Raw genomic sequence first — 20,560 nt, 5'->3', positions numbered from 1 at the left:
TGGAAGCTTTTATGAATGCATAGGGCTCATCTGGCGCGCTGAATGTTCTTTGTTAGTGTTAGCTCGTTAGTTTGATTGAACGGTTGTTAATTTTGGAGATTCCTTCATTCGAAGGAATGACGATGTAATTTGTCACACCGAAGAATCGTCATCCTCGCGAATGCGAGGACCTCCTTGGAACCTAGCAAACCTAACATCAACCACCGCTCTCTGTAAGCTATATTCAGCTTTTCCGAAATAAACCCACATCAACTATAAAAATTCCACAACACCATCATCACAAATTTCAATTTGTAATTAATCACTCAACCCTTCTAAACTAACGAAAAGTACAGAACATCAGGATGTAACCTTGAATACGCCAGTAGATCTCAAAATAGACGCAAATATTGCTACGATTACGATTAATAACGGTAAAGTGAATGCCATTTCACATGAGGTGATAGATCATATTAATGACGCGCTCGATAAAGCTGAAGCGGCGGAATGTGTGGTTGTGTTAACAGGGCAAGCGGGAATGTTTTCGGGGGGCTATGACCTCAAAGTGATGAAACAAAGCATGGCTTCGGCGATGAAGCTTGTAGAAAAGGGCTCTACTTTATCGAGGCGATTACTTGCGTTTCCTTATCCAGTAATTGCGGCTTGCTCGGGACATGCAGTGGCTAAAGGTGCGTTTTTATTATTAAGCGCGGACTATCGTTTAGGGGTTCAAGGTGATTTTAAACTTGGTTTGAATGAAGTGGCGATTGGTATGAGTATGCATCATGCTGGGTTGGAGATTGCGAAGGGGCGATTGGCGCCTGTATTCTTCAATCGCTCTGTTATGCTGGCTGAGATGGTCTCGCCTGAAGACGCAGTAACGGCAGGCTTTCTTGATAAAATTGTGCCTGCTGACGCATTTGAACAAACACTATCGTACATTGCCAATGCAGCAACACAATTAGACATGAGGGCGCATTATTCGACAAAACTAAAAGCACGCCGTGATCTTCTTGATGCTTTGGATGCTGCGATTGAGTTGGATAAAACAGGTTCTTTGTAGGCTATTCGTTGTATATCAAACGAATTATACTGTTCTTACTTCGATTCCAAAACAGCAAGGGTGAATCACTCACCCTTTGCGGTTGCGCTCCCGATTAATTAGCTTTTGGTTGGGATGTTTTTTCAATAACACATAGACCGAGCCTAAACCACCGTGTTGTTTCAGCGCAGAGTGATAGGCAATCACAATATCAATTTGCTTCAACCATTGATTAACGTAGCTTTTTAAAAACGCAGGAAAGGGTTTGCTGTTAAGGCCAATACCGTGCTGAATTAACACTGTACGAATCCCGCGTTCATGGCAATCATTTAAGGTTTGATAAAGCGTTTGTCGCGCTTCGTCAAACTTTAAGTGGTTAAGCATTAGGTGGGTATCGATTTGATACTTGCCTAATCTCAAGTTTTTAAACACCCCTTCTTGTACGCCATCCTGTTTGTATGACAAAAAATCATGGGGATCAACGGGGTCAACTTTATCGACACTTAGACCATTGTCATCCTGTTGTATTTCTTTTTCTAAAGCTCTGCGTTTAAGCTTTTGTGCAAGCGTTTCTTTATTTTTATTGTTCAGCGCAACTGTGTTGGTCGTTTCAATTGGCTTCACGTCTGCCATTTCAGCTAAAAACGAATCCAGATCATTCGAGGCGTTTGTTGTCATATTTAGACCTCCTGATTAAGCTTACCTATTGCCGCTATTTTATATTATTTTTATTAAATACGCTTTTGTTGGTCGTTTTTGCGTCAAGTCTCGTCAAACAACTATATATACGTAATCGTGACTAATTGGTCTCAAAAAATCTTTACGCTCCTAGTCTTCTGCTTTGGTTTGTATATTGCGTTGGTAGCATCTGCGCCAAAGTGCTTCTAAAGGGCCTGTTTTGAAATGGCGTAGATAAAAATGCGCAATTAGGATTTGGATAATCGAAAAGACTACAACAAGTCCGAAATAGTCCAGTTGCGTTGCGCTGCTGTAAAAGCTTGGAAACAGCCAAGTAAATCCAATACTCATTGCCAAGGATTGCAATATATAAAGACTGAAAGCAAGTTTACCCACAGGCGCAAATACACGTACAAAACCATTATAGCGATTGCAAATTTTAACAATGACATGGGCGTAAATCAGCGCAACTAACACGGAAGAAGTTGCTGAAAAGAAAAAATTAACCTCTGCAATTACCGAACCTATATAAACGTGAGGTAGCAAGCAAATAAGCGTTGTGACAAGGGCAAGAAGTGATATTTTGACAAGTGCTTTTGGCGAAAAACCAGTAGCAAAAAAACCTGATTGATAAAGGTACATGCCTAGATACATTGCGCCCATTGTTTGCCATAAAATATGCAAGGGCGAAGTAGTCACGAGCACGAGCGCAAAACCAAGCTCACTTATTACCCTTAATATTGGGTCGCCATTCCATTCGTTAAGTTGCTCTGTAAATGTTTCTGAATTGCGCGTGATTAATTCACTTGGTTCATAAGTCAATAGTGTTACTGCACCCCATACGAATAATACGAGGCTTCCTATGGTGAGTAATCGGATAGCTTTCGACAGTAATATACTATCAAACTCAGCATCACTAGTGGGTAGCTTTTTAATAGCGTACATTGCTACGCATGCATAAAGCATCAATATATCCCCGCCAAACAAGACAAGCGCGTGGATAAAACCGAATAATAAAAGCCATTTAAATCTGGTATTAAGATAAGTGTTTGCATCAATTCGGTGGCGGTCGCAATACTCATATTGAATAGCTAAACCCACGCCAAAAAGAATGCAGAACAGCATCCTGAAGCGTCCATCAACGAAAATTGCATAGATGTATGAAAATATTTGATCGCTAACTAGACTAGGCTCAAACGGCACATAACCCATCATTAAATTAGCGTGATAGGGAATGTTCATCAGTAATATCCCTAAAATTGCAATTCCTCGAATGGCGTCAATCGATGCTATTCTCAATGCTTTACCCTCATGCGAAATCCCTTGTCTGTGGGTTATTGGCTAAGATTAGCATCAAGAACATAAAATGAAACGGAGCTTTTTGGGGGAAATTGAAAGAATTTGTTACTGATGAAATTAATGGGTAAGTGCTAGTGGGTAAATGCTAATGGGTAAGTAATATCGGCTGAAAAGTATAGAAAGTGCTTAAAAAGCGTGTCAGGCTAAGAATTTAAAGATAGATGTGTCATAGGCATACACATCCATCTTGTTTACGATAATTAAGTCAAAGCTTTAGCTTTTACAACCTCTCAAGTACTAGCTTAGCTAACGCTTTTGAAGATGCAGGGTTTTGACCTGTTAATAATAGGCCATCTTCGACTACAAATTCAGACCAGTCATCTGCCTTTTGATACTCTGCACCAAAGGCTTTAAACGCATCTTCGATAAGTACAGGCACTATATCTGTCAACTCTACAGCAGCCTCTTCTGAATTTGAAAAACCAGTCACCTTTTTACCTGCTACGAGTGCGTTGCCGCTATTGTCTTTTGCGTTTAATAACACCGCTGGCGCATGACAAACGGCTGCAACGGGTTTATTTGCGGCGTAAAAGCTTTCAATTAAGGAGATTGAATCGCCATCTTCCTTAAGATCCCATAAAGGACCATGGCCACCAGGATAGAAAATAGCGTCAAAGTCCTCTTGATTGACAGTAGATAGTGCGACGGTATTGGCAAGCGCATGTTGCGCGGTTTCATCGGTTTCAAAGCGTCTTGTGTCGTCTGTTTTGAAATCTTCTAAATTACTTTTGGGATCAAGTGGCGGTAAACCGCCTTTAGGTGAAGCAAGCGTAAGTGAATAACCTGCATCGATAAATTCATAATACGGTGCGGCTAACTCTTCTAGCCAGAAGCCTGTTTTCTCGCCTGTGTTACCTAAAGCGTCATGTGAGGTCAATACGACTAATATGTTTTTCATTGTCTAATTCCTAAGAAATTACTCGATTAAAAGGGTTTCAATCGTTAATCATCGATGAACATTAACAACTGTCTTAAAACGCATCACCTGCGCGATTGGTAGAAGAATATATTAATACAATGATGTTGATAATGGTTCGGATTAGCAAAAGATTATTGCTGTATAGAAATAATGGGTGCAGTATAATGGCAAAGTTCCTTGTAACCATAGATAAATTGAATGTCGTTTAGGAAATGATGAAAGTGATTTATTTATCTAGGGGGGCTGAACACTGTTTCTAAAAATATGATTTAGGTTAAAAAACAAAATGTTTTTCGCAATTGAAGAATTTATTGCTTTGGGACAAACCAACAGTTTTACGGCTGCGGCGGCACGCATGGGCGTGTCTGCCTCGCATATCAGTAGAAAAGTAAATGCACTAGAGCAAAAGTTAGGGGTTCGACTCGTTCATCGCACCACAAGAGTCGTGAAACTCAGTGATGCTGGGTTTGAATATTTTCAAAAATGTTTAGCTATTTCTGATGAAATGGAGGAGGCAAATGCTCAGCTAATATCAGAATCCACCGAGTTAGAGGGGCGAATAAGGGTATCCGCTGCAGGTGATTTTGCTGAAAGAGTGGTGGCGCCTTACCTTGCCAAGTTTGGACGGCAACACCCAAAACTGAGAATCGAAATGGATTTTAATCCTAACAACATCAACCTTGTTGACGACGGCTTTGATTTTGCAATTCGCTATGGTGAATTGTCAGACTCAAGCTTAGTTGCTCGAAAACTAACTGAACGAAAACTAATGGCGGCCGCAAGCGCCGAATACCTAAAAACCTTTGGTGAGCCCGAACATCCGCGATCACTTGTTGAACACCGCTGTATCGTGTCAATTAACGATACGTGGCGGTTTATCGATCCGTACGACAATAATACGACCTTCACACTTAAAGTACCGGTTGCTTGGCAATCAAATAGTGCAGTGAGTTTGGTTGAGAGCGCTAAGGTTGGCGCGGGTATTTGTTATTTGCCTGAAACGACTTTAAAGCCAAGCATAGAAAATCAGCAGCTTATTCCAATTTTAAGAGACTATTGCCTTGGTTCAATCCCGACGTGGATTGTATATCCAAGTCGTCGTTATTTGCCGCTTCGAATACGTTCTGCAATTGACTATTTGGTTGCCGAAGTTGCTAACGCTGCCCCTACTAATACCTAAATTGAGGACGGCCTGCATAGATAAAATTTGCGCAAGCTCTAAGCTTGGTGAAGTTTACCAATCCCCACTTCACCTTCATCAACTATTTCATCTTCAGGTAAGATCTCTTCCTCAACAATAGTTTTAGGTGGTTCTTCGTCTTGTTCGCCAATGCAATCAGTGTCTAATGAGGGATCGTCGATGCAGTCTTCAAGCAGCTCGAATGCTTCTAAAAAATATCGGGATACAGGTTCAAGATCCTTTATTTTGGTATTGCAACACACTAAGCCTATTTGAGCGACGCCATTGTATGTGACCATCGTGATGTTAAGTCCACCGCCTGGCGTCATTGTTGATACAGGACAGGTTGATAATAAGCGTGCATCTTTAAAATAAAGCTCATTTTTTGGCCCTGGCATATTAGAAATCAAAATATTGCCTATTGGTCTTACCCAATCTGACACTCGCAACAGCTCAAACAACAACGAGAAAGACTGAATCAACAATGTGTAATAGCTAAACGCTGCTGGATGAGAAACACTGGCGGCGTGTTTAACGATACGGTGATTCTCTATAATCTGACGAAGTCGCAGGTAGGGGTCTTTTTGCCCAAATGCCAGTTTAACCGGGACGATTGCGATTTTATTGCCGCCCGTCAACTCACCCGGTTTGCGAAGGTTAATTGGCATATTGGTATAAAGTGCTTTATCAAAGGTGTGTCCGTAGTCTTTTAAAAATCGGTGAACAGCAATATCAAAAGCACATAGCATAATTTCGTTAGCTGAGGCGCGCAGTCGCTTGCTTAAGCGAGTCACTCGATTAAAGTCTAACTCAACAGTAGACACTGCTCGTCCTTTTTTGACCTGTCCAGTTAACACCGTCTTTGTACCTGAAAACGGTACTGGCATGTAGTGAGTATTGAGCCTTAAAATTTTGACGAGCAGTCTAAATAGGATCCATAAAATATCAAAAATAGTGACTACAAAGCCCCATATACCGCCAAGAATGCGCTTAAAAATATTGGCTTTTTTCCTTGGGCGTCGTTCAGCTTTAGTTGCCCAAACGGGTACAAAGTTCTCGTCATTTTTGGTTTCGGCATATCCGCGTTGGAATATGCGAATTAGGGTCGCGCCATCACCGCACATGTGATGGACTTTTACGTAAATAGCAAAGCGTGTATTGCTGCGATCCTTTATTAAGTGATATTGCCAAAGGGGCTTATCGCGGTCTAACCACGTTTCATGCAGCTGTGCGACAAACTGGTGTATCTCTACTTTGTCGTTGAGATCAGCAATTTCATGAAGCTGCACATGGTAATCCATATCCAACTTATCGATAGGCTTAAGCCTAATTGGATAACCTAAAAAGCTGCTCACTCGGCAATTAAATGGAGAAGCTGCATCTGTGAAAGTTTGAAGCTCTGCGTGTAACTTTTCGACATAGTCTTGCGCAGCACCTTCAGGCATCTCAAGTATTTGGATACCTGCGACGTGTTTCGGGTTGGCTTTAGATTCAGTTACCCAAAACATTTTATCTAAAAACGATATCTTTCGGCTCATGCTACTTTTCTCACTGTGTGTTCCCTCAACTAGCCTTTGTTTGTATTCGTAGGATTTTTATCAAATTCATCACACTTTTTGCGTATAATCTCATCTTAACAGTAATTTATAAATTAGCGAATGGTGAGTACCCGCATGATCAGAGTGTTATTCAATAAAAAAGGGGGCGTGGGTAAATCAAGCTTGGCGGTTAATTTTGCCGCAATATCGGCAAACAAAGGATATCGAACCTTAATCATTGATTTAGATACCCAATGCAACAGCACGGCATATCTGAACGCTGAATCAATTGAACCCGCCGACAACATTGCTGATATGTTCGAACAAACCATCACTTTTCATATTCGTCGCAAACCTGCGATTGAGTATTGCCAAGCGACTCAAATCGAAAATCTGTCAATTATTGCCGGTTCTCAACGCCTAGCAGAATTAGAGAGTGAGTTGCATAGCCGACATAAGATTTACAAATTAAAAGAAGCACTAGCAAGCTTAAGTGATGATTATGACCACGTATATATTGACACTGCGCCTGCTTTGAATTTTTTCAGTTTATCTGCATTGATTGCAGCAGATCGCTGTTTGATACCGATTGATTGTGATGACTTTGCTAGACAAGGCTTATATAGCTTGCAACAAAAAATTGATGAAATCAGAGAAGACCATAATGCAGATCTAGCAATCGAAGGAATCATAGCAAATCAATTTATGGCGAATGCCAAACTTCCTCAACAAATCATTAATGAACTAATTGATGAAGGTTACCCTGTGCTTGCTCAATACATCAGTCAGTCTGTGAAGATGCGAGAATCTCATCAAGCCAAAAGGCCATTAATAGATTTTGCACCTAAGCACAAATTAACTTTGTCTCTGGTTAAGCTATTTGAACAGCTTGCGCATTAAAGTGATGAAACGTTTAGCTTAAGAGAACACCAAGTAAAGCTGCATGAATCCCGCGCCCATACCCAACAAGGCTCCGGTGACTATTAATTTCCATTCATCGGCTTCGTAAGCGGGGCGCAGTACTCCCTCGAACTCTTCCGGAGTAAGTGCACGCATTCTTTCGCATAAGTCATCGCCTATATTAAGCGCATCGTTAGTGTAAGCGAAGGCGTAAGGCAAATACTTTTCTGAGTCTTCAAAGATGCGCCTACTGGCGACTTCTTTCATTTTGTAATAAGAGTCTGAACCTACACCAATCGCAAAGTAGGGTTGAGCAACCGCTATATAACGCTCGATCGCATCGTTTACGTGAAGTTCAATGAGTTCTAAAAGATGCTCTGAACCTGAGCCGTGAAGGGCAATGTCCATGATGTTTTTAGACGTCATCAATTTTGATTCAATAATATCAGCATAAACGCGAGAAACTTCATGTTGGCGCTTTAAAAACATGCCTTGGATGGAAAAACCTAAAAACTTGATCGGTTGTTTAGGTTCAAAAATGATTTTTAGTGCTAGCCAATTCGTAAGGTAACCAACGAGTAAGCCGCCTAGCGGTAAAATCCACCATTGAGGGTAATAAGACCACAACAACATGGTAGGAATACCAAATAGCAAACCGAACCAGAAGCCAGAGCGCTCGATAAAGGGATACTCTTTCGCGCCTGCAGTTAAAAATATTTCATTGATTAGTTCAGGGGATTCTACGAGTTTACCAACCACCAATTCTTTTATATCAACAATTTCTTCAACGTTGTGCCGAAAATCACTGACCATCTTTTCGACCATGTTGGGGATATCAGCTTCGATTCTGGCGTAAACCAAGTTTTTGGCTTGCACGGGAAGTGCAGCCCATAATTGCGGTGCACATTCGCGCATCACTTCGTTCACTACTTTTCTGATCACTTGCTTTAAACGTCGTTCCATCGCTTGAGTAAGACTCTTAGCATCTATTCGTGAAGCAAGTTCTTGAACACTCAATAGTTTCCCTAAGACTAATTCGACTTCAATTTCTGCCATTTCTTTTCGTTTGGCGGGGATTAAGCCTTGCCAACCAAAAATAGGTTTTATGCCGATAAACTCAATGGGATAAAACATCATTTTTAAGGCAAGAAAATTTGTTGACCAACCAACAATAGCGCTGATTATCGGAATGGATAATAAGCTGAGTGTTGCTGGGTCTAGAGTGAAGTCCATAAAATTAGGAAGCGCCGTTTATTATTTATTTGTTGTTTATTGTTTACTGTTCGATTTGTCAGCAGCAATACTATCGCTGTTTGCACTATGAGTACAATACGCTACATCCTAGGCTACCATCGCAATTGTTTTGGTCAATATAAAAAAACATGAATGCATTTTAGGTAGCGTTTTCTAAAAAAATAATATTAACTGCGTGGTATGACGAAAATAGTATTAGTAAGAAGTACGTTAACTAGAGACATGCAACATGGCAAATAAACAATTACTCGAATTAGAGAATGTCATGGAGACTGCCGAATCTTACGAAGAGTTTAAGGACGCTGCGATCGCTCACGACGAATTGTCGGGCGCTGAAGAATGGAAGGCAAAAGACGCTTGTAAGGATTATGACTACCGCGCTATTCGTAAGCGCGCTCAGCGTTTAAAAGAAGCTAAGGCGAGGGGCGATGCTGCTGACTTGATGTATATATTGCAAGAAGGTTTGCACGGCAACTTAGGAAATATCTCGGCGTCTTCAATAAAATCACAAACGAAAATTGGTACTAAGCACCTCATTGAAGACTTCATCAAAGAGGTGTGTGAGTCCTTAGACTTTATCTACCAAGCCAATGAAAACGAAGTTGATTTTTATGAAAAGCTTTCGTTTTTTGATGAAACAACACATGCCTTCGGCCGATCTTGTTTAATGCTCAGTGGCGGTGCGGGCCTCGGGTTTTTCCACGGTGGCGTGGTTAAATCACTGGTAGAGCACGACTTATTACCAGACGTGATCTCTGGCGCTAGTGCAGGTTCTATTATTGCTGCGCTAGTGGGTACTCGAACCAACGAAGAGTTAAAAGGCTTCCTAACACCTGAAGCGATATTCGAACGATTTAGCGAGTGGCGAATTTGGAAAGGCTTTAGCAACAATGGACTATTGGACAGCACCAATCTAGAAAATGCCCTTATCGAACTGTTTGATATCATGACCTTTGAAGAGGCTTATGAACGCACTGGTAAACACATTACCGTGACGGTTTCACCTGCTGATTTGCATCAACATTCTCGTTTGTTAAACGCCAAAACTTCTCCTCATGCAGTTATTTCACAAGCGGTAAGAGCTTCGTGTGCTATCCCGATTTTGTTTTCGGCAGTTCAGTTAAAGGCAAAAAATCAAGCCGGTGAGATTATTCCCTATATTCCCAGTCGCCGATTTGCAGATGGTTCGATTATGGCTGATTTGCCGTTCAAACGCCTTGCGCGCTTATATGGTGTGAATCATAGTATTGTCAGTCAAACCAATCCTATTTCTACCTTGTTTCAAGCAAGAGATAAGCGCGATACAACAGGTATTCTTGGATTAAGCATTCGGCACATCGCTAACTTAGCTAAAATAAACAGTATTTATGCCTTCGATATTCTAGAAAGTACCATTAGCCACCGTGCAACTAAACTGGGTATCCATAAAGTCCGCTCTGTTATCGATCAGCAATACATGGGTGATATCAATATTCTTCCAGATGCTACGGTTGATAACTTTATGCAAATTATCTCAAACCCAAGTAAGCAAAGCCTGACTGAATTATTTAAGCAGGGCGAACGGGCAACATGGCCACAAATTGATCAAATCAAGCGCAATACTTTGATCAGCAAGACCTTGCAGCATTACTTGAAGTCGCTTAAGCAAAGAGAGGCGTATATTTTGGGTAATAACAACGGTTTGCGATTGGTCAGCAACTAAGGATTTGACTTGGAAGCTTATGTCATTCAACAATGGATAAGCATTTTCCTAAACGAGTCAGTCCGCTAGTGCTAAATTTTAGCTACTCAAAACTTAAATCCAGCCATGAAGCGCCGTGGCTTGCGCTTGATTTGTTCATGCTTGGCTTATTGGTGGTCAATTTAGTTTGGCTGCTGTTTGATAGTCTTTATGCCACGTCGGCGTTTCAATCTATTTTAAACGCGATTTCAAGCGGTATTGTCCTAGCTTATGCGCCCGTTCACGATAATTTTGTGCTCTATGATTTAGCGTTTATCTCTGTTTTTTTATTTGAGTTTTGCGTTCGCTGGGTAGCCGCGGTGGTGCGAAAAACCTACGTCAGGTGGTACTTTTTCCCCTTTATCCATTGGTATGACCTTGTTGGCTGTATTCCTTTAGGTGGTGCAAGAATCTTTAGGTTCTTGCGAATATTCTCGATTTTATATCGATTACAAAAGTACGAGATAATCGACCTGCGCGACACAGCAGTGTATCGCTTTATCGCTTTTTACTACGATGTGCTGGTTGAAGAACTAAGCGACCGAATAGTGGTTAAAGTGTTGAGTGACGCGCAAAAAGACATCGCAGCAGGTTCACCTTTAATAGATGATATTAGCAAGCAAGTCATTGCTTCACGCCTGCCTATCCTGACGCAGTGGTTATCGTCTGTCATGGTGCATGTTGGCGAATCTGTTGAGCATCAAGAACATGGTGTGTCTGTAAGAGAGCATGTTCAACAAAGTGTGGGTAAAGCTGTTCGCAGCAATTCTCAAGTCTCTGCACTTAAATTAGTGCCCGTGCTTGGCAGCACAATTGAAAATACCTTAGAGCAATCTATCACCGATATCGTGACACAATCAGTTATCAATCTACTTAAAGATATGACACCTGAAAAAATTGATGATTTTGTTGAACATGGAATAGGGCGCTTTTCCAGTGAAGATCAAATGTTGGATCAAGAAGTCTTAAAAGTGGTGAACGAATGTATTGAGCTCATTAAACATCATGTGTCACAACAGCGTTGGAAGGCCAGTTTGCAAGCATCGAGCGAAACGGCTGTTCCTGAGGTAGAATCACCGTTTGATACTGCAAAACCTATGAACCAGAAGAGCACTAAAATATAGACGGAAATATAGGCGGAATCGACGTTAGTAAGCAACGAACTTATTAGAACTTAAAGCGAAGAAAACCATCTTCAACAAGCACTTCTTTGCCATATCGATTAAATAAGTGCTCTTCAAAATCTTCTAGACCCATTTGGTACTGCAGTTCTTCGCTTTGCGCAAACGCTTGCACTAACGCTTCTATTTGTGGGCGATGATAGTCCAATATTTTCTGCTTACTGCCGGTTAAGTATAGTTGCATGTAATCACCTGCAATATCTGACACACCGCCAGTGAGCATACCCACTGCGGATTTTACTGTGCCAGTAAACAGGTTTTGGATTGTTTTTGGCAGTAGTAAGCTAAGTAGATCTTTGCTGGTTTCTAGAATGGAGTATTTATCGTTTACCAGTTGCACATCTTCAATTAGCATCTTTTTTAGTTTCACTGTTTTGCTGGCTTCAACATACATTGGAAACAAAGCGAGTTTGAACAACAGATGTGCACGATAAATGGGTTTACCGATTGGTCCAATGACGATACTGCCTAGCAGCTCTATGTTCATTGCGTTTGCGTCCTTAGGGATCGCAATCTTGCCTTCAAGCAAAGTCAATTCGCCCTGACTAATGGGCACATCAACCGCGAAGCTGACCGGCAGATGGTCGTCGATTATTTCTTGTAGTTCTTCAACGGTATAGTCAGAGTGAGTTAGCTTACCAAACTTAATCATGTATTTAGCGGTAAAAACTCGTAGACGAAATTTCCAATCGGCTTTCATCGCTCATGCGTCCTAGTTCTATTGTGTAAAGCTTGTGCCTACTTCTATTTTTAACATACAAGTAACATTAATTAATCTTTTTTGATACACTCACTGGTATGACATCAGATGAGTTGTATCGATCCACACGCAAGCAGACAGTATATGTACACCTTACCCAAAAACCAATTTGATTTTATTATTATCGGCGCAGGCTCAGCCGGTGCGACCTTGGCTGCGCGATTGACCGAAAACGCTGATGTGTCAGTCTGTTTAATTGAAGCAGGTAAAAAAGACAAAAACCCACTTATTCACATTCCCTTTGGCTTATCACTGCTAGCCAGAATAAAAGGTATCGGTTGGCAATACTCTACCGCGCCTCAGGCTGGACTAGACAATCGTGAATTGCATTGGCCAAGAGGTAAAACACTGGGTGGTTCGAGTTCTATCAATGCGATGTGTTATATCCGTGGCGTTAAAGAAGACTACGACAACTGGCAGGCGCAAGGCGCAGACGGTTGGGGATGGGACTCGGTTTTACCTTATTTTAAAAAATCTGAACACCAAGAACGTGGTGAAGATGACTATCATGGCGTGGGCGGTCCCTTGTCCGTGAGTGACTTACGACATAAAGACGTATTGTCTGAAGCATTTGTCAGCGCTGCATCTGAAATAGGCGAAAAAACAGTTACTGACTTTAACAGTGACCAACACGAGGGCTTGGGTTTTTATCAAGTGACTCAAAAAGATGGGCAGCGCTGCTCTTCGGCCAAGGGGTATTTGAGCCAAGCCTTAGCCAGACCAAACTTAACGGTGATTACCGAAGCGCTGGTAGAGAAAATAGAAATAACGAACAAAGTCGCGACCGGGGTTCGCTTTAAAAAAGACAATGCGGTTTTCAGTATTTCAGCTACCAAAGAAGTAATCTTATCAAGTGGTGCGGTCAACAGTCCGCAAGTGCTGATGCTGTCAGGTATTGGTCCGAAGCCAGAGCTTGATAAACATGGTATCGAGTGCATTCAAGATTTGCCAGGTGTTGGAAAGAATTTACAAGACCACCTAGACGCAATTATACAGCACCGCTGCAAAGCATGGCAGGGCTACGCAGTTGCCTTAACTGCCTTGCCCAAATATATAAAGGCCACCTTTAAATACTTGTTTAATCGCAACGGGATTTTCTCTTCAAATATAGCCGAGGCCGGTGGCTTTGTGAAAACAAAGTATGCCGACAAACTTGCCGATATTCAGTATCACTTTTTGCCTGCCATATTACTTGATCATGGCCGCAAAACAGCCTTTGGTTATGGTTATGGTGTTCACGTTTGCTGTTTATATCCCAAAAGTACAGGCGAGATTAGGCTGAACTCATCCAACGCTAGTGATCCTGCTGTTATCGACCCCAACTATTTGGCTCACGAAGATGATCAAAAGGTGATGATTGAAGGGGTGAAGATGGCGAGAAAAATTTTAAGCACCAAAGTATTTGAGCAATATCATTCACGTGAAATCGGTCCCGGTCCTGATGTGCAGACTGATGAAGAAATACTTGGGTTTGTCAGAAAGCGTGCTGAAACCATTTATCACCCAATTGGCACATGTAAGATGGGCAAGGCTGATGACCCGATGACAGTGGTTGATTCAAACCTAAACGTGAAAGGGATTGAGAACTTGCGCGTCATAGACGCTTCTGTGATGCCCTCATTGGTGGGAGGCAATACAAACGCGCCTACTATTATGATTGCCGAGCGGGCTGCGGACTTGATTAAGCAAAAATATTTAAAATAAACAATAATACTTGATTAATTAGTATGCGATTTCTAATTTATATCTCTAATATTCATAACATCAGCAAAAGCGATGAAATTAAACACACCTTGGAGTGAATATTATGAGTAATATCGATAAAATCAAAGAAACAGCTTCTTCAGCAGAAGAAATGGCACGTAAAGTATGGTTAGCAGGCCTTGGTGCTTACGGTAAAGGTTACGAAGAGTTAGCAGGTCGTTTTGATTCACTATCTGCAGAATCAAACAAGTTGTTTGATGAGCTAGTGTCTAAAGGCGAAAAGCTAGAAGCTGAAGGCAAAGAAAAAGTTGAGTCAGTGAAAAACGAAGTAGCTGCTAAAACCGAACTTGAATCTCGCATCGAAACTGTGCGTTCAAAGCTTGGTTTAAACGCTTCTGATAGCGACCAGAAAATCGAAGAGTTAAGCGCAAAAATCGACGCATTAACTGCCGCTGTCGCGCTTTTAAGTGCTAAGCAAGAAGAGAAAAAAGCTTAATCTGTAGTTACCGCTTTTAAGCACATTGAAAAGCCGCCTTTACAAGCGGTTTTTTGTTTTTATCTATATGAGTTTTAAGGGGTTTTCTCTCGGCTGTTCAGGGTTTGAAATCGAGCAAAACAAGTTGGTATGTTAATGAATTGTTGATATATCTTTGCAGGCTTTTTAGGTAAACTATATATTAAAAATAACTACTATAATTTAGCGGCAGCTTGGAGGCACAATGGAAAAAACATGGCTTAAGAATTATCACCCCTCAGTTCCAGCAGAAATAGATGCTGATAAGCATTCCTCCCTAGTTGATGTCTTTGAACAAGCTATCGGTCAATATTCACAAAATATAAGCTATATCAACATGGGTAAAAGTATTACTTTTGCGGAACTTGATACCTTATCTAAAAACTTTGCAGCATACCTGCAAAATTCAGGTTTCAAAAAGGGTGATGCTATCGCCATTATGATGCCAAATCTCATTCAGTACCCAGTTGCATTATTCGGTATCTTGCGTGCTGGCATGACGGTGGTTAATGTCAATCCACTTTATACTCCCAGAGAACTACAGCATCAATTGGTTGATTCAAATACCAAAGCGATAGTGATTATTGAAAACTTCGCGTGTACCTTGAGTGAGGTTATTAAGCATACCAATGTCGAAAAAGTGCTTTTGACAAGCGCAGGGGACATGTTGTCACCAGTTAAAAAGCTAGTCACAAATTTTGTGGTGAAACATGTTAAAAAGTTAGTGCCGCCTTTCGATTTGCCTAATGCTGAACGCTTTTTGGATGCAATAAATCATGGCGCATCTTGCACTTATCAAAGACCTGAAGTGAATTCGAGTGACTTAGCATTCTTACAGTACACGGGTGGCACAACAGGTGTGTCAAAAGGTGCGATGCTGACCCATCGTAATATCCTCGCAAATTTAGAACAAAACTCGAGCATCCTTGAAGACGTGATCGAGCCTGGCAAAGAGTTAGTGGTCACTGCACTCCCGCTTTATCACATATTTGCCTTGCAGGGTAATTGTCTAACCTATGTCAAATACGGTTGCCCAAATCTATTAATCACCAACCCGCGTGATATGCCAGGCTTTGTTAAAGAGCTAGCAAAATATCCATTTACCGTAATTACAGGCGTGAATACACTATTTAATGGTTTATTAAATACCCCGGGCTTTGCCGACTTGGATTTTAGTAAACTTAAATTTGCGTTGGGTGGCGGTGCAGCGGTGCAAAGACCCGTCGCTGAACAGTGGGAAAAGACCACTGGCTTGGTATTACTAGAAGGCTATGGATTAACTGAATGTTGCCCCACTGTGACGGTTAACCCGCCGCAGTTAGAAAAATATAAAGGCTCAATTGGTATGCCCGTTCCCTCAACCGATATTAAATTGGTGGATGATGACGGTAATGAAGTGGCAGCAGGCGAAGCTGGCGAAATGCTAGTAAAAGGTCCCCAAGTCATGAAAGGTTATTTAAATCGACCTGAGGCAACTGCAGAAATGATCGTCGACGGATGGCTAGCCACGGGCGATATCGCTACTTGCGATGAAGACGGCTACTTTTACATCGTGGATCGCAAAAAAGACATGATATTAGTCTCTGGCTTTAATGTGTTCCCCAATGAAATCGAAGAAGTGGCTGTGATCCACGAAGACGTCATCGAGGCTGCGGCGATCGGTGTGCCCAGCAAGTCATCGGGTGAGATTGTTAAACTTGTTGTGGTGCGCAAAAACGACGCTTTGACTGACAAAGATGTGATTGAACACTGCCGCAAGCATCTAACGGGGTACAAGATCCCAAAAGTTGTCGAGTTTATGGAAGAATTGCCCAAGAGTAACGTGGGGAAAATCTTAAGACGCGAATTGCGTGACAAGTCATAAACGTAAAGAAATAAAAAATCAGTGCGACAAAAAAAACGGGTAGCTAATTAGCTACCCGTTTTCGTGATAGAAATAAGTAACACTACGACTATTTCTTATCTTCAGTTTTTGAAGCTGTTTTACTTGTCGCTTGGCTAGCTGCCGCTTTCTTCGGAGCTGCTTTTGTCGCGACTTTCGCAGGTGCTTTTTTCGCAGCGCTTGTCGCAGGCACTTTCTTTTCAGCTGCCTTTGCTGTTGCTGCTTTAGTCGCTGCCGTTTTAGCGCGTGTTGCGGCAGCTTTCGCTGCTACCTCTTCGGCTTTCTTCTTTTCGACAAGCTTTGTCACCACAGCAGTTAACTCTTCTACGCGTGCATTCAAGGCAGCAATCTTTGCTTCTCTTGATTTCTCTTCATTGCCTAAGCCAAGAAATGCTTTGCCTTTAGCTTCTAATTCATCTCTCGTTTCGTTTAGCTTACCTTGAACTTCTTCGCCGCGTGACACCAGTTCGTTGTATAGACTATTAGACTTCTCTTGAGCCGCGTCAATTGATTTAGCGAGCGCTTCTTTACTGCTTTCAATAGAGCCTAAACCTGCTAACCATGTGTTGCGCGCCAAGCTTTCAAACGTATCTTTTGCTGACATATGTATGCCTCCAATTCTTTGTGAATTTAAACTAATTTGCTAACCGCTTCAGTTAAGGCGTCAACTTTTTTAGATAACTCGTCGATTTTTGCGTCTGTGTCAGAAGCGTCGAGACCAAGCTTTTTGCGTACTTCTTCAACGCGCTGCTCAACGGCTGTTTTTTCTTTAAATTTATCTTTAGTATCTGATTCAAGCTTTTCACCTTTTGTGACTAGCTCTTCAAACATTTTAGCTGACTCACCGCTAAGCTTTTCATATTGGCTTTGAAATTCTTCAAAGCTCTTACCGTATGCGCCAAGACCTGCTAACCAGATTTTACGTGCCATTTCTTCTGCGCCGCCGATTGTGCTGCTTACTCTTTCTAGATTAGTCATGTGTCTCTCCAAATATTTAAATATCTATAAAATGAAAACGATATGTTCGTTTGATGGTGACAATATATCGATTAGATTTAGAAAGCGCATACTAAAAACGAATAAAATTTATACTTTGTGCGTTTTTTTAAGCATACTGATATGAATAGTTGTGCAATGACAGTTTCAACAGGTCCTAGCTAATACTAGGCGTGCTTAAAGTATGGTAATTGCACAACGCATAAGCTAGTATCAAATGCTGAATATTAGCCTTAACGACTTATCACACAATGAGTTATAAAAGGCCAAGGAGCCGTTTTATAGTGAAAACTGCAGATAAGATATTGTTGATCAGTTTGGACTTATTCAATACACAAGGTGAACGCAATATAACAAGCGTTGATATTGCAAATGAGTTAGATATTAGCCCTGGTAATCTGTATTACCACTTTAAAGGCAAAGACCAAATCATCAATGCCTTGGTAGAAAGTTACATTGCCAAGATGAACGCAATTCCCCAGTCGACAGATAACAACAAAGCATTTTATGAGTATCTATTTCATGCCTTAGAAACAATGCATTTGTTTCGATTTTTGTTTCAAAATATCGCTGAATTGTCACAACAATACCCTGCAATCACCAAGAAGATGCAAAGGCTTTCAAATAGCCAGCGGCAGTATTTAAGAGAAGCTTTATTGGCTCAAAAAAGCAGAGGCACACTAAAGGGGGATGACGCTGATATTGATCTGTTGTTAGATATTATCAGTTTAACGCTGTTTCAAAACTTAAATTATTATCAAATGCAGGGTGACTCATTGGTTGATCCCAATATCGTTTACAGGACCTTAATGACTATCTACTTCAGCCTTCAACCTTATTATGTTGAAAGCGAAGAAACGCGTGCTATAAAACAGTCTATTTTAGATAAAACCTTGGTTTAAAGCCTCGGCAGAGGGTTATCGTCAATGTCATTGTGAAAGAGTTGTACCATCATCAAACGCTCTTTAGATACGATAGGGTTAATAAAGTCTTCTACCTTTCCTAATTTTTTAAATGCTTTAAAACCATTTTCTAAAAACTCATGCAAACTACTCACACCGGCTACTTGGGCGGGTTTACGAGATAGCATCAAAATAGTAGATATCCCCGTTATTTTAACAACTTGCGCTAGATCTAGACCTAAATCCTCTAAGAGCTGAATTTGTTCACCGCGCTGTGACTGATTATCACACGCACGGTACGCCCTAAAATAAGTATCGCTGTTTAGCGCATCGTCCTTTAGTTGAGCAATCAAAGCCAAATCAAGTTGCAGTGATAAGCTGTTTAGCCTTAAGGCTGCTTCTAACGAAACCAGTCCTTTTTCTGGAAGCACTTTGGCCATTTTGGGCACTATTTTGGCAAGTTCGGCATCGCGTTGACTAAAGTCTTTGGGGCCGTAAAGCTCATCAATAAAAAACTGCATTGCAGGCTTAAAGCGTTTGGTTTGCCATAAGTCATCATGAGAGGCGAGTAAACGCTGAGTTTGCCAAGACTGCAGATTATGCACAACTGGGGTTAAACCGTTGTCGGCAATGTGGTTATTTAGTGACTGGGTATTTTCAAGATGGGACACGATTTTGTCGAGCAGTAAAGACATATGACTCTCTAAAAAAAGCCCGGTCAAAGCCGGGCGTTTGCTTATTTTTTTGGGTTATCTATTTCTTCCCATTTTATCATGGCTAGATACCCAATGCCCTGCAATTACTGCACAACCTAGCGAGATATCACCTGCTAGCACCGTGGCAGCAACGATTTCAGCAAATTTATTTGCTTTGCCTTTGCCCACACAACCTAGCATTTCAAGGCATTCTTTTTGTGTAGGAAGACCCGTACCACCCCCAAAGGTTGCGACAATTAATGATGGCAGTGTAACCGACATATAGAGGTCGCCGTTATCCAAAAGTTGATGTGATAGCACACCTGCGTGAGACTCAACCACGTTTGCTTCGTCTTGTCCCGTTGCAATATATACAGATGCGATACCGTTTGCAGAGTGCGGACCATTATAGGCTGCACCTGCCATTAGGGCACCAGTATTGGCGAGCGTCGTTGCACCAGCAAGCATTTTAGTGTCGACTTTCATGACGTTCGCTAGTACTTCTTTTTTCAGTACGATTTCTGCAATCACGCGCTTGCCTCGTGAGTGCAACATATTTAGATGTGAATGCTTTTTATCCGTGTCCATGTTACCCGATAACATATAAAAGCATGGGATAGGAGAATTTGCTTTTATCCACTCACACGCTATCAGGGTGGCTTTACCTACCATGTTTTGTCCGGCTGCATCACCAGTCGTGTAGTTAAAGCGTAAGTATTTGGTTTTTGACATTGACCATTGTTGAATATGCTCAAGTTTACCTACGCTAGTCGTAGTTTCTGCCGCCGCTTTGATTTTATCGAAGTTTTCTTCAACCCAAAATCCAAAGTCACGTGCTTGGCGAGCGTTGTCAAAAATAAATGCTGGCGCTCGTTGCATCCATCCTTCAACAACGGTAGTCGTCACCCCGCCACATTCGTTAATCACTCGCATCCCGCGACTGTAACTCGCGACAAGTGTGCCCTCTGTTGTTGCCATCGGCACATAAAAATGGCCATCTGCATGCTCACCTTTAATATGAACTGGACCCGCCACACCGACAGGCATTTGAACAATCCCGATAAAGTTTTCGACGTTACCTGGAAGCACACCTGCATCGATACTGTATTGACCCGTGTGGGTAAGTTCAGCCCCCGTTTTTTCCTTGATGAACTCTCTTCGAATTCGTGCCATTTCATCTGTGTGATCGTTTTCTGCATCTCTAGGAATGCGCATGTTTTCGCTCATTATATGTTCCTATTGTCTGGCTAGGCCTTCATGGTTGGAATTGGGTGTAAACAAAATGTTTGAAATACAATATACACTCTCACAAAAAATTAACAAAAACAAATTGGGTGAATTTTGCTCATTCAAGTGA

General features: G+C 41.5%; 19 protein-coding genes. 9 read left to right on the top strand and 10 right to left on the bottom strand.

The window, feature by feature from the left end; all coding sequences use genetic code 11:
• The first annotated feature begins 352 nt into the window (after positions 1–352).
• Positions 353–1,042, top strand: a complete 690-nt coding sequence (locus tag KUL10_RS07015; protein ID WP_110428205.1) for a crotonase/enoyl-CoA hydratase family protein — start codon at positions 353–355, stop codon at positions 1,040–1,042.
• 69 nt (positions 1,043–1,111) lie between these two features.
• Here the strand turns inward: KUL10_RS07015 and smrA are convergent, their stop codons facing one another.
• From smrA to KUL10_RS07000, 3 genes are all read right to left on the bottom strand, one after another.
• Positions 1,112–1,699, bottom strand: a complete 588-nt coding sequence (smrA, locus tag KUL10_RS07010) for a DNA endonuclease SmrA (RefSeq protein WP_110428204.1) — start codon at positions 1,697–1,699, stop codon at positions 1,112–1,114.
• 150 nt (positions 1,700–1,849) lie between these two features.
• Entirely contained in the window at positions 1,850–2,998 is a 1,149-nt protein-coding gene (locus tag KUL10_RS07005) for a DUF418 domain-containing protein (RefSeq protein WP_110428203.1), read from the bottom strand.
• 280 nt (positions 2,999–3,278) lie between these two features.
• The gene (locus tag KUL10_RS07000) at positions 3,279–3,956 is read right to left on the bottom strand and encodes a type 1 glutamine amidotransferase domain-containing protein (protein WP_110428202.1); all 678 of its coding nucleotides are present in this window, start codon (positions 3,954–3,956) and stop codon (positions 3,279–3,281) included.
• Between the two features lie 307 nt (positions 3,957–4,263).
• Between KUL10_RS07000 and KUL10_RS06995 the strand changes: the two genes are divergently transcribed.
• The gene (locus KUL10_RS06995; RefSeq protein ID WP_110428201.1) at positions 4,264–5,157 is read left to right on the top strand and encodes a LysR family transcriptional regulator; all 894 of its coding nucleotides are present in this window, start codon (positions 4,264–4,266) and stop codon (positions 5,155–5,157) included.
• Between the two features lie 38 nt (positions 5,158–5,195).
• On the opposite strand, the gene KUL10_RS06990 is transcribed toward KUL10_RS06995, so the two are convergent.
• Complete coding sequence (locus KUL10_RS06990) at positions 5,196–6,695, bottom strand: wax ester/triacylglycerol synthase domain-containing protein (protein WP_110428200.1); 1,500 nt, start codon at positions 6,693–6,695, stop codon at positions 5,196–5,198.
• 135 nt (positions 6,696–6,830) lie between these two features.
• Between KUL10_RS06990 and KUL10_RS06985 the strand changes: the two genes are divergently transcribed.
• Positions 6,831–7,595, top strand: a complete 765-nt coding sequence (locus tag KUL10_RS06985) for a ParA family protein (protein WP_110428199.1) — start codon at positions 6,831–6,833, stop codon at positions 7,593–7,595.
• Between the two features lie 18 nt (positions 7,596–7,613).
• On the opposite strand, the gene KUL10_RS06980 is transcribed toward KUL10_RS06985, so the two are convergent.
• Positions 7,614–8,828 carry a DUF445 domain-containing protein gene (locus KUL10_RS06980; RefSeq protein ID WP_110428198.1) on the bottom strand — a complete coding sequence of 405 codons (1,215 nt, stop codon included), beginning with the start codon at positions 8,826–8,828 and terminating at the stop codon, positions 7,614–7,616.
• 250 nt (positions 8,829–9,078) lie between these two features.
• Here KUL10_RS06980 and KUL10_RS06975 point away from each other — a divergent pair, with 250 nt between their 5' ends.
• Both KUL10_RS06975 and KUL10_RS06970 read left to right on the top strand, forming a co-directional pair.
• Positions 9,079–10,551: a DUF3336 domain-containing protein gene (locus tag KUL10_RS06975; protein WP_110428197.1), complete on the top strand. Its 1,473-nt coding sequence runs from the start codon at positions 9,079–9,081 to the stop codon at positions 10,549–10,551.
• 68 nt (positions 10,552–10,619) lie between these two features.
• Positions 10,620–11,693, top strand: coding sequence for an ion transporter (locus KUL10_RS06970; RefSeq protein WP_373415179.1), 1,074 nt, complete (start codon positions 10,620–10,622; stop codon positions 11,691–11,693).
• Positions 11,694–11,736: 43 nt separating this feature from the next.
• On the opposite strand, the gene KUL10_RS06965 is transcribed toward KUL10_RS06970, so the two are convergent.
• Positions 11,737–12,450, bottom strand: a complete 714-nt coding sequence (locus KUL10_RS06965; RefSeq protein ID WP_110428195.1) for a hypothetical protein — start codon at positions 12,448–12,450, stop codon at positions 11,737–11,739.
• Positions 12,451–12,594: 144 nt separating this feature from the next.
• On the opposite strand from KUL10_RS06965, the gene KUL10_RS06960 reads away from it, so the two are divergent.
• The 3 genes from KUL10_RS06960 to fadD all read left to right on the top strand — a co-directional run bounded on the left by KUL10_RS06960 (position 12,595) and on the right by fadD (position 16,592).
• Positions 12,595–14,214, top strand: coding sequence for a GMC family oxidoreductase (locus KUL10_RS06960; protein ID WP_110428194.1), 1,620 nt, complete (start codon positions 12,595–12,597; stop codon positions 14,212–14,214).
• Positions 14,215–14,317: 103 nt separating this feature from the next.
• Positions 14,318–14,710: a phasin family protein gene (locus KUL10_RS06955; protein WP_110428193.1), complete on the top strand. Its 393-nt coding sequence runs from the start codon at positions 14,318–14,320 to the stop codon at positions 14,708–14,710.
• 223 nt (positions 14,711–14,933) lie between these two features.
• The gene (gene fadD / locus KUL10_RS06950) at positions 14,934–16,592 is read left to right on the top strand and encodes a long-chain-fatty-acid--CoA ligase FadD (protein ID WP_110428192.1); all 1,659 of its coding nucleotides are present in this window, start codon (positions 14,934–14,936) and stop codon (positions 16,590–16,592) included.
• Positions 16,593–16,680: 88 nt separating this feature from the next.
• On the opposite strand, the gene KUL10_RS06945 is transcribed toward fadD, so the two are convergent.
• Positions 16,681–17,214, bottom strand: a complete 534-nt coding sequence (locus KUL10_RS06945; protein ID WP_110428191.1) for a hypothetical protein — start codon at positions 17,212–17,214, stop codon at positions 16,681–16,683.
• Between the two features lie 26 nt (positions 17,215–17,240).
• Positions 17,241–17,588 (bottom strand): phasin family protein, encoded by a 348-nt coding sequence (locus tag KUL10_RS06940; protein WP_110428190.1) that lies wholly within the window; start codon positions 17,586–17,588, stop codon positions 17,241–17,243.
• Positions 17,589–17,890: 302 nt separating this feature from the next.
• Between KUL10_RS06940 and KUL10_RS06935 the strand changes: the two genes are divergently transcribed.
• Positions 17,891–18,508 carry a TetR/AcrR family transcriptional regulator gene (locus tag KUL10_RS06935; protein WP_158525334.1) on the top strand — a complete coding sequence of 206 codons (618 nt, stop codon included), beginning with the start codon at positions 17,891–17,893 and terminating at the stop codon, positions 18,506–18,508.
• On the opposite strand, the gene KUL10_RS06930 is transcribed toward KUL10_RS06935, so the two are convergent.
• Both KUL10_RS06930 and KUL10_RS06925 read right to left on the bottom strand, forming a co-directional pair.
• Positions 18,505–19,203 carry a hypothetical protein gene (locus KUL10_RS06930; protein ID WP_110428188.1) on the bottom strand — a complete coding sequence of 233 codons (699 nt, stop codon included), beginning with the start codon at positions 19,201–19,203 and terminating at the stop codon, positions 18,505–18,507. The genes KUL10_RS06935 and KUL10_RS06930 overlap by 4 nt on opposite strands.
• Positions 19,204–19,257: 54 nt before the next feature.
• Positions 19,258–20,430 carry a hydroxymethylglutaryl-CoA reductase gene (locus tag KUL10_RS06925; RefSeq protein WP_110428187.1) on the bottom strand — a complete coding sequence of 391 codons (1,173 nt, stop codon included), beginning with the start codon at positions 20,428–20,430 and terminating at the stop codon, positions 19,258–19,260.
• Between the last annotated feature and the right edge of the window lie 130 nt (positions 20,431–20,560).

This window comes from Glaciecola sp. KUL10, from assembly GCF_003203515.1.
Classification (GTDB): Bacteria; Pseudomonadota; Gammaproteobacteria; order Enterobacterales; family Alteromonadaceae; genus Glaciecola.
This window is presented reverse-complemented; position numbering and strand designations above follow the sequence as displayed.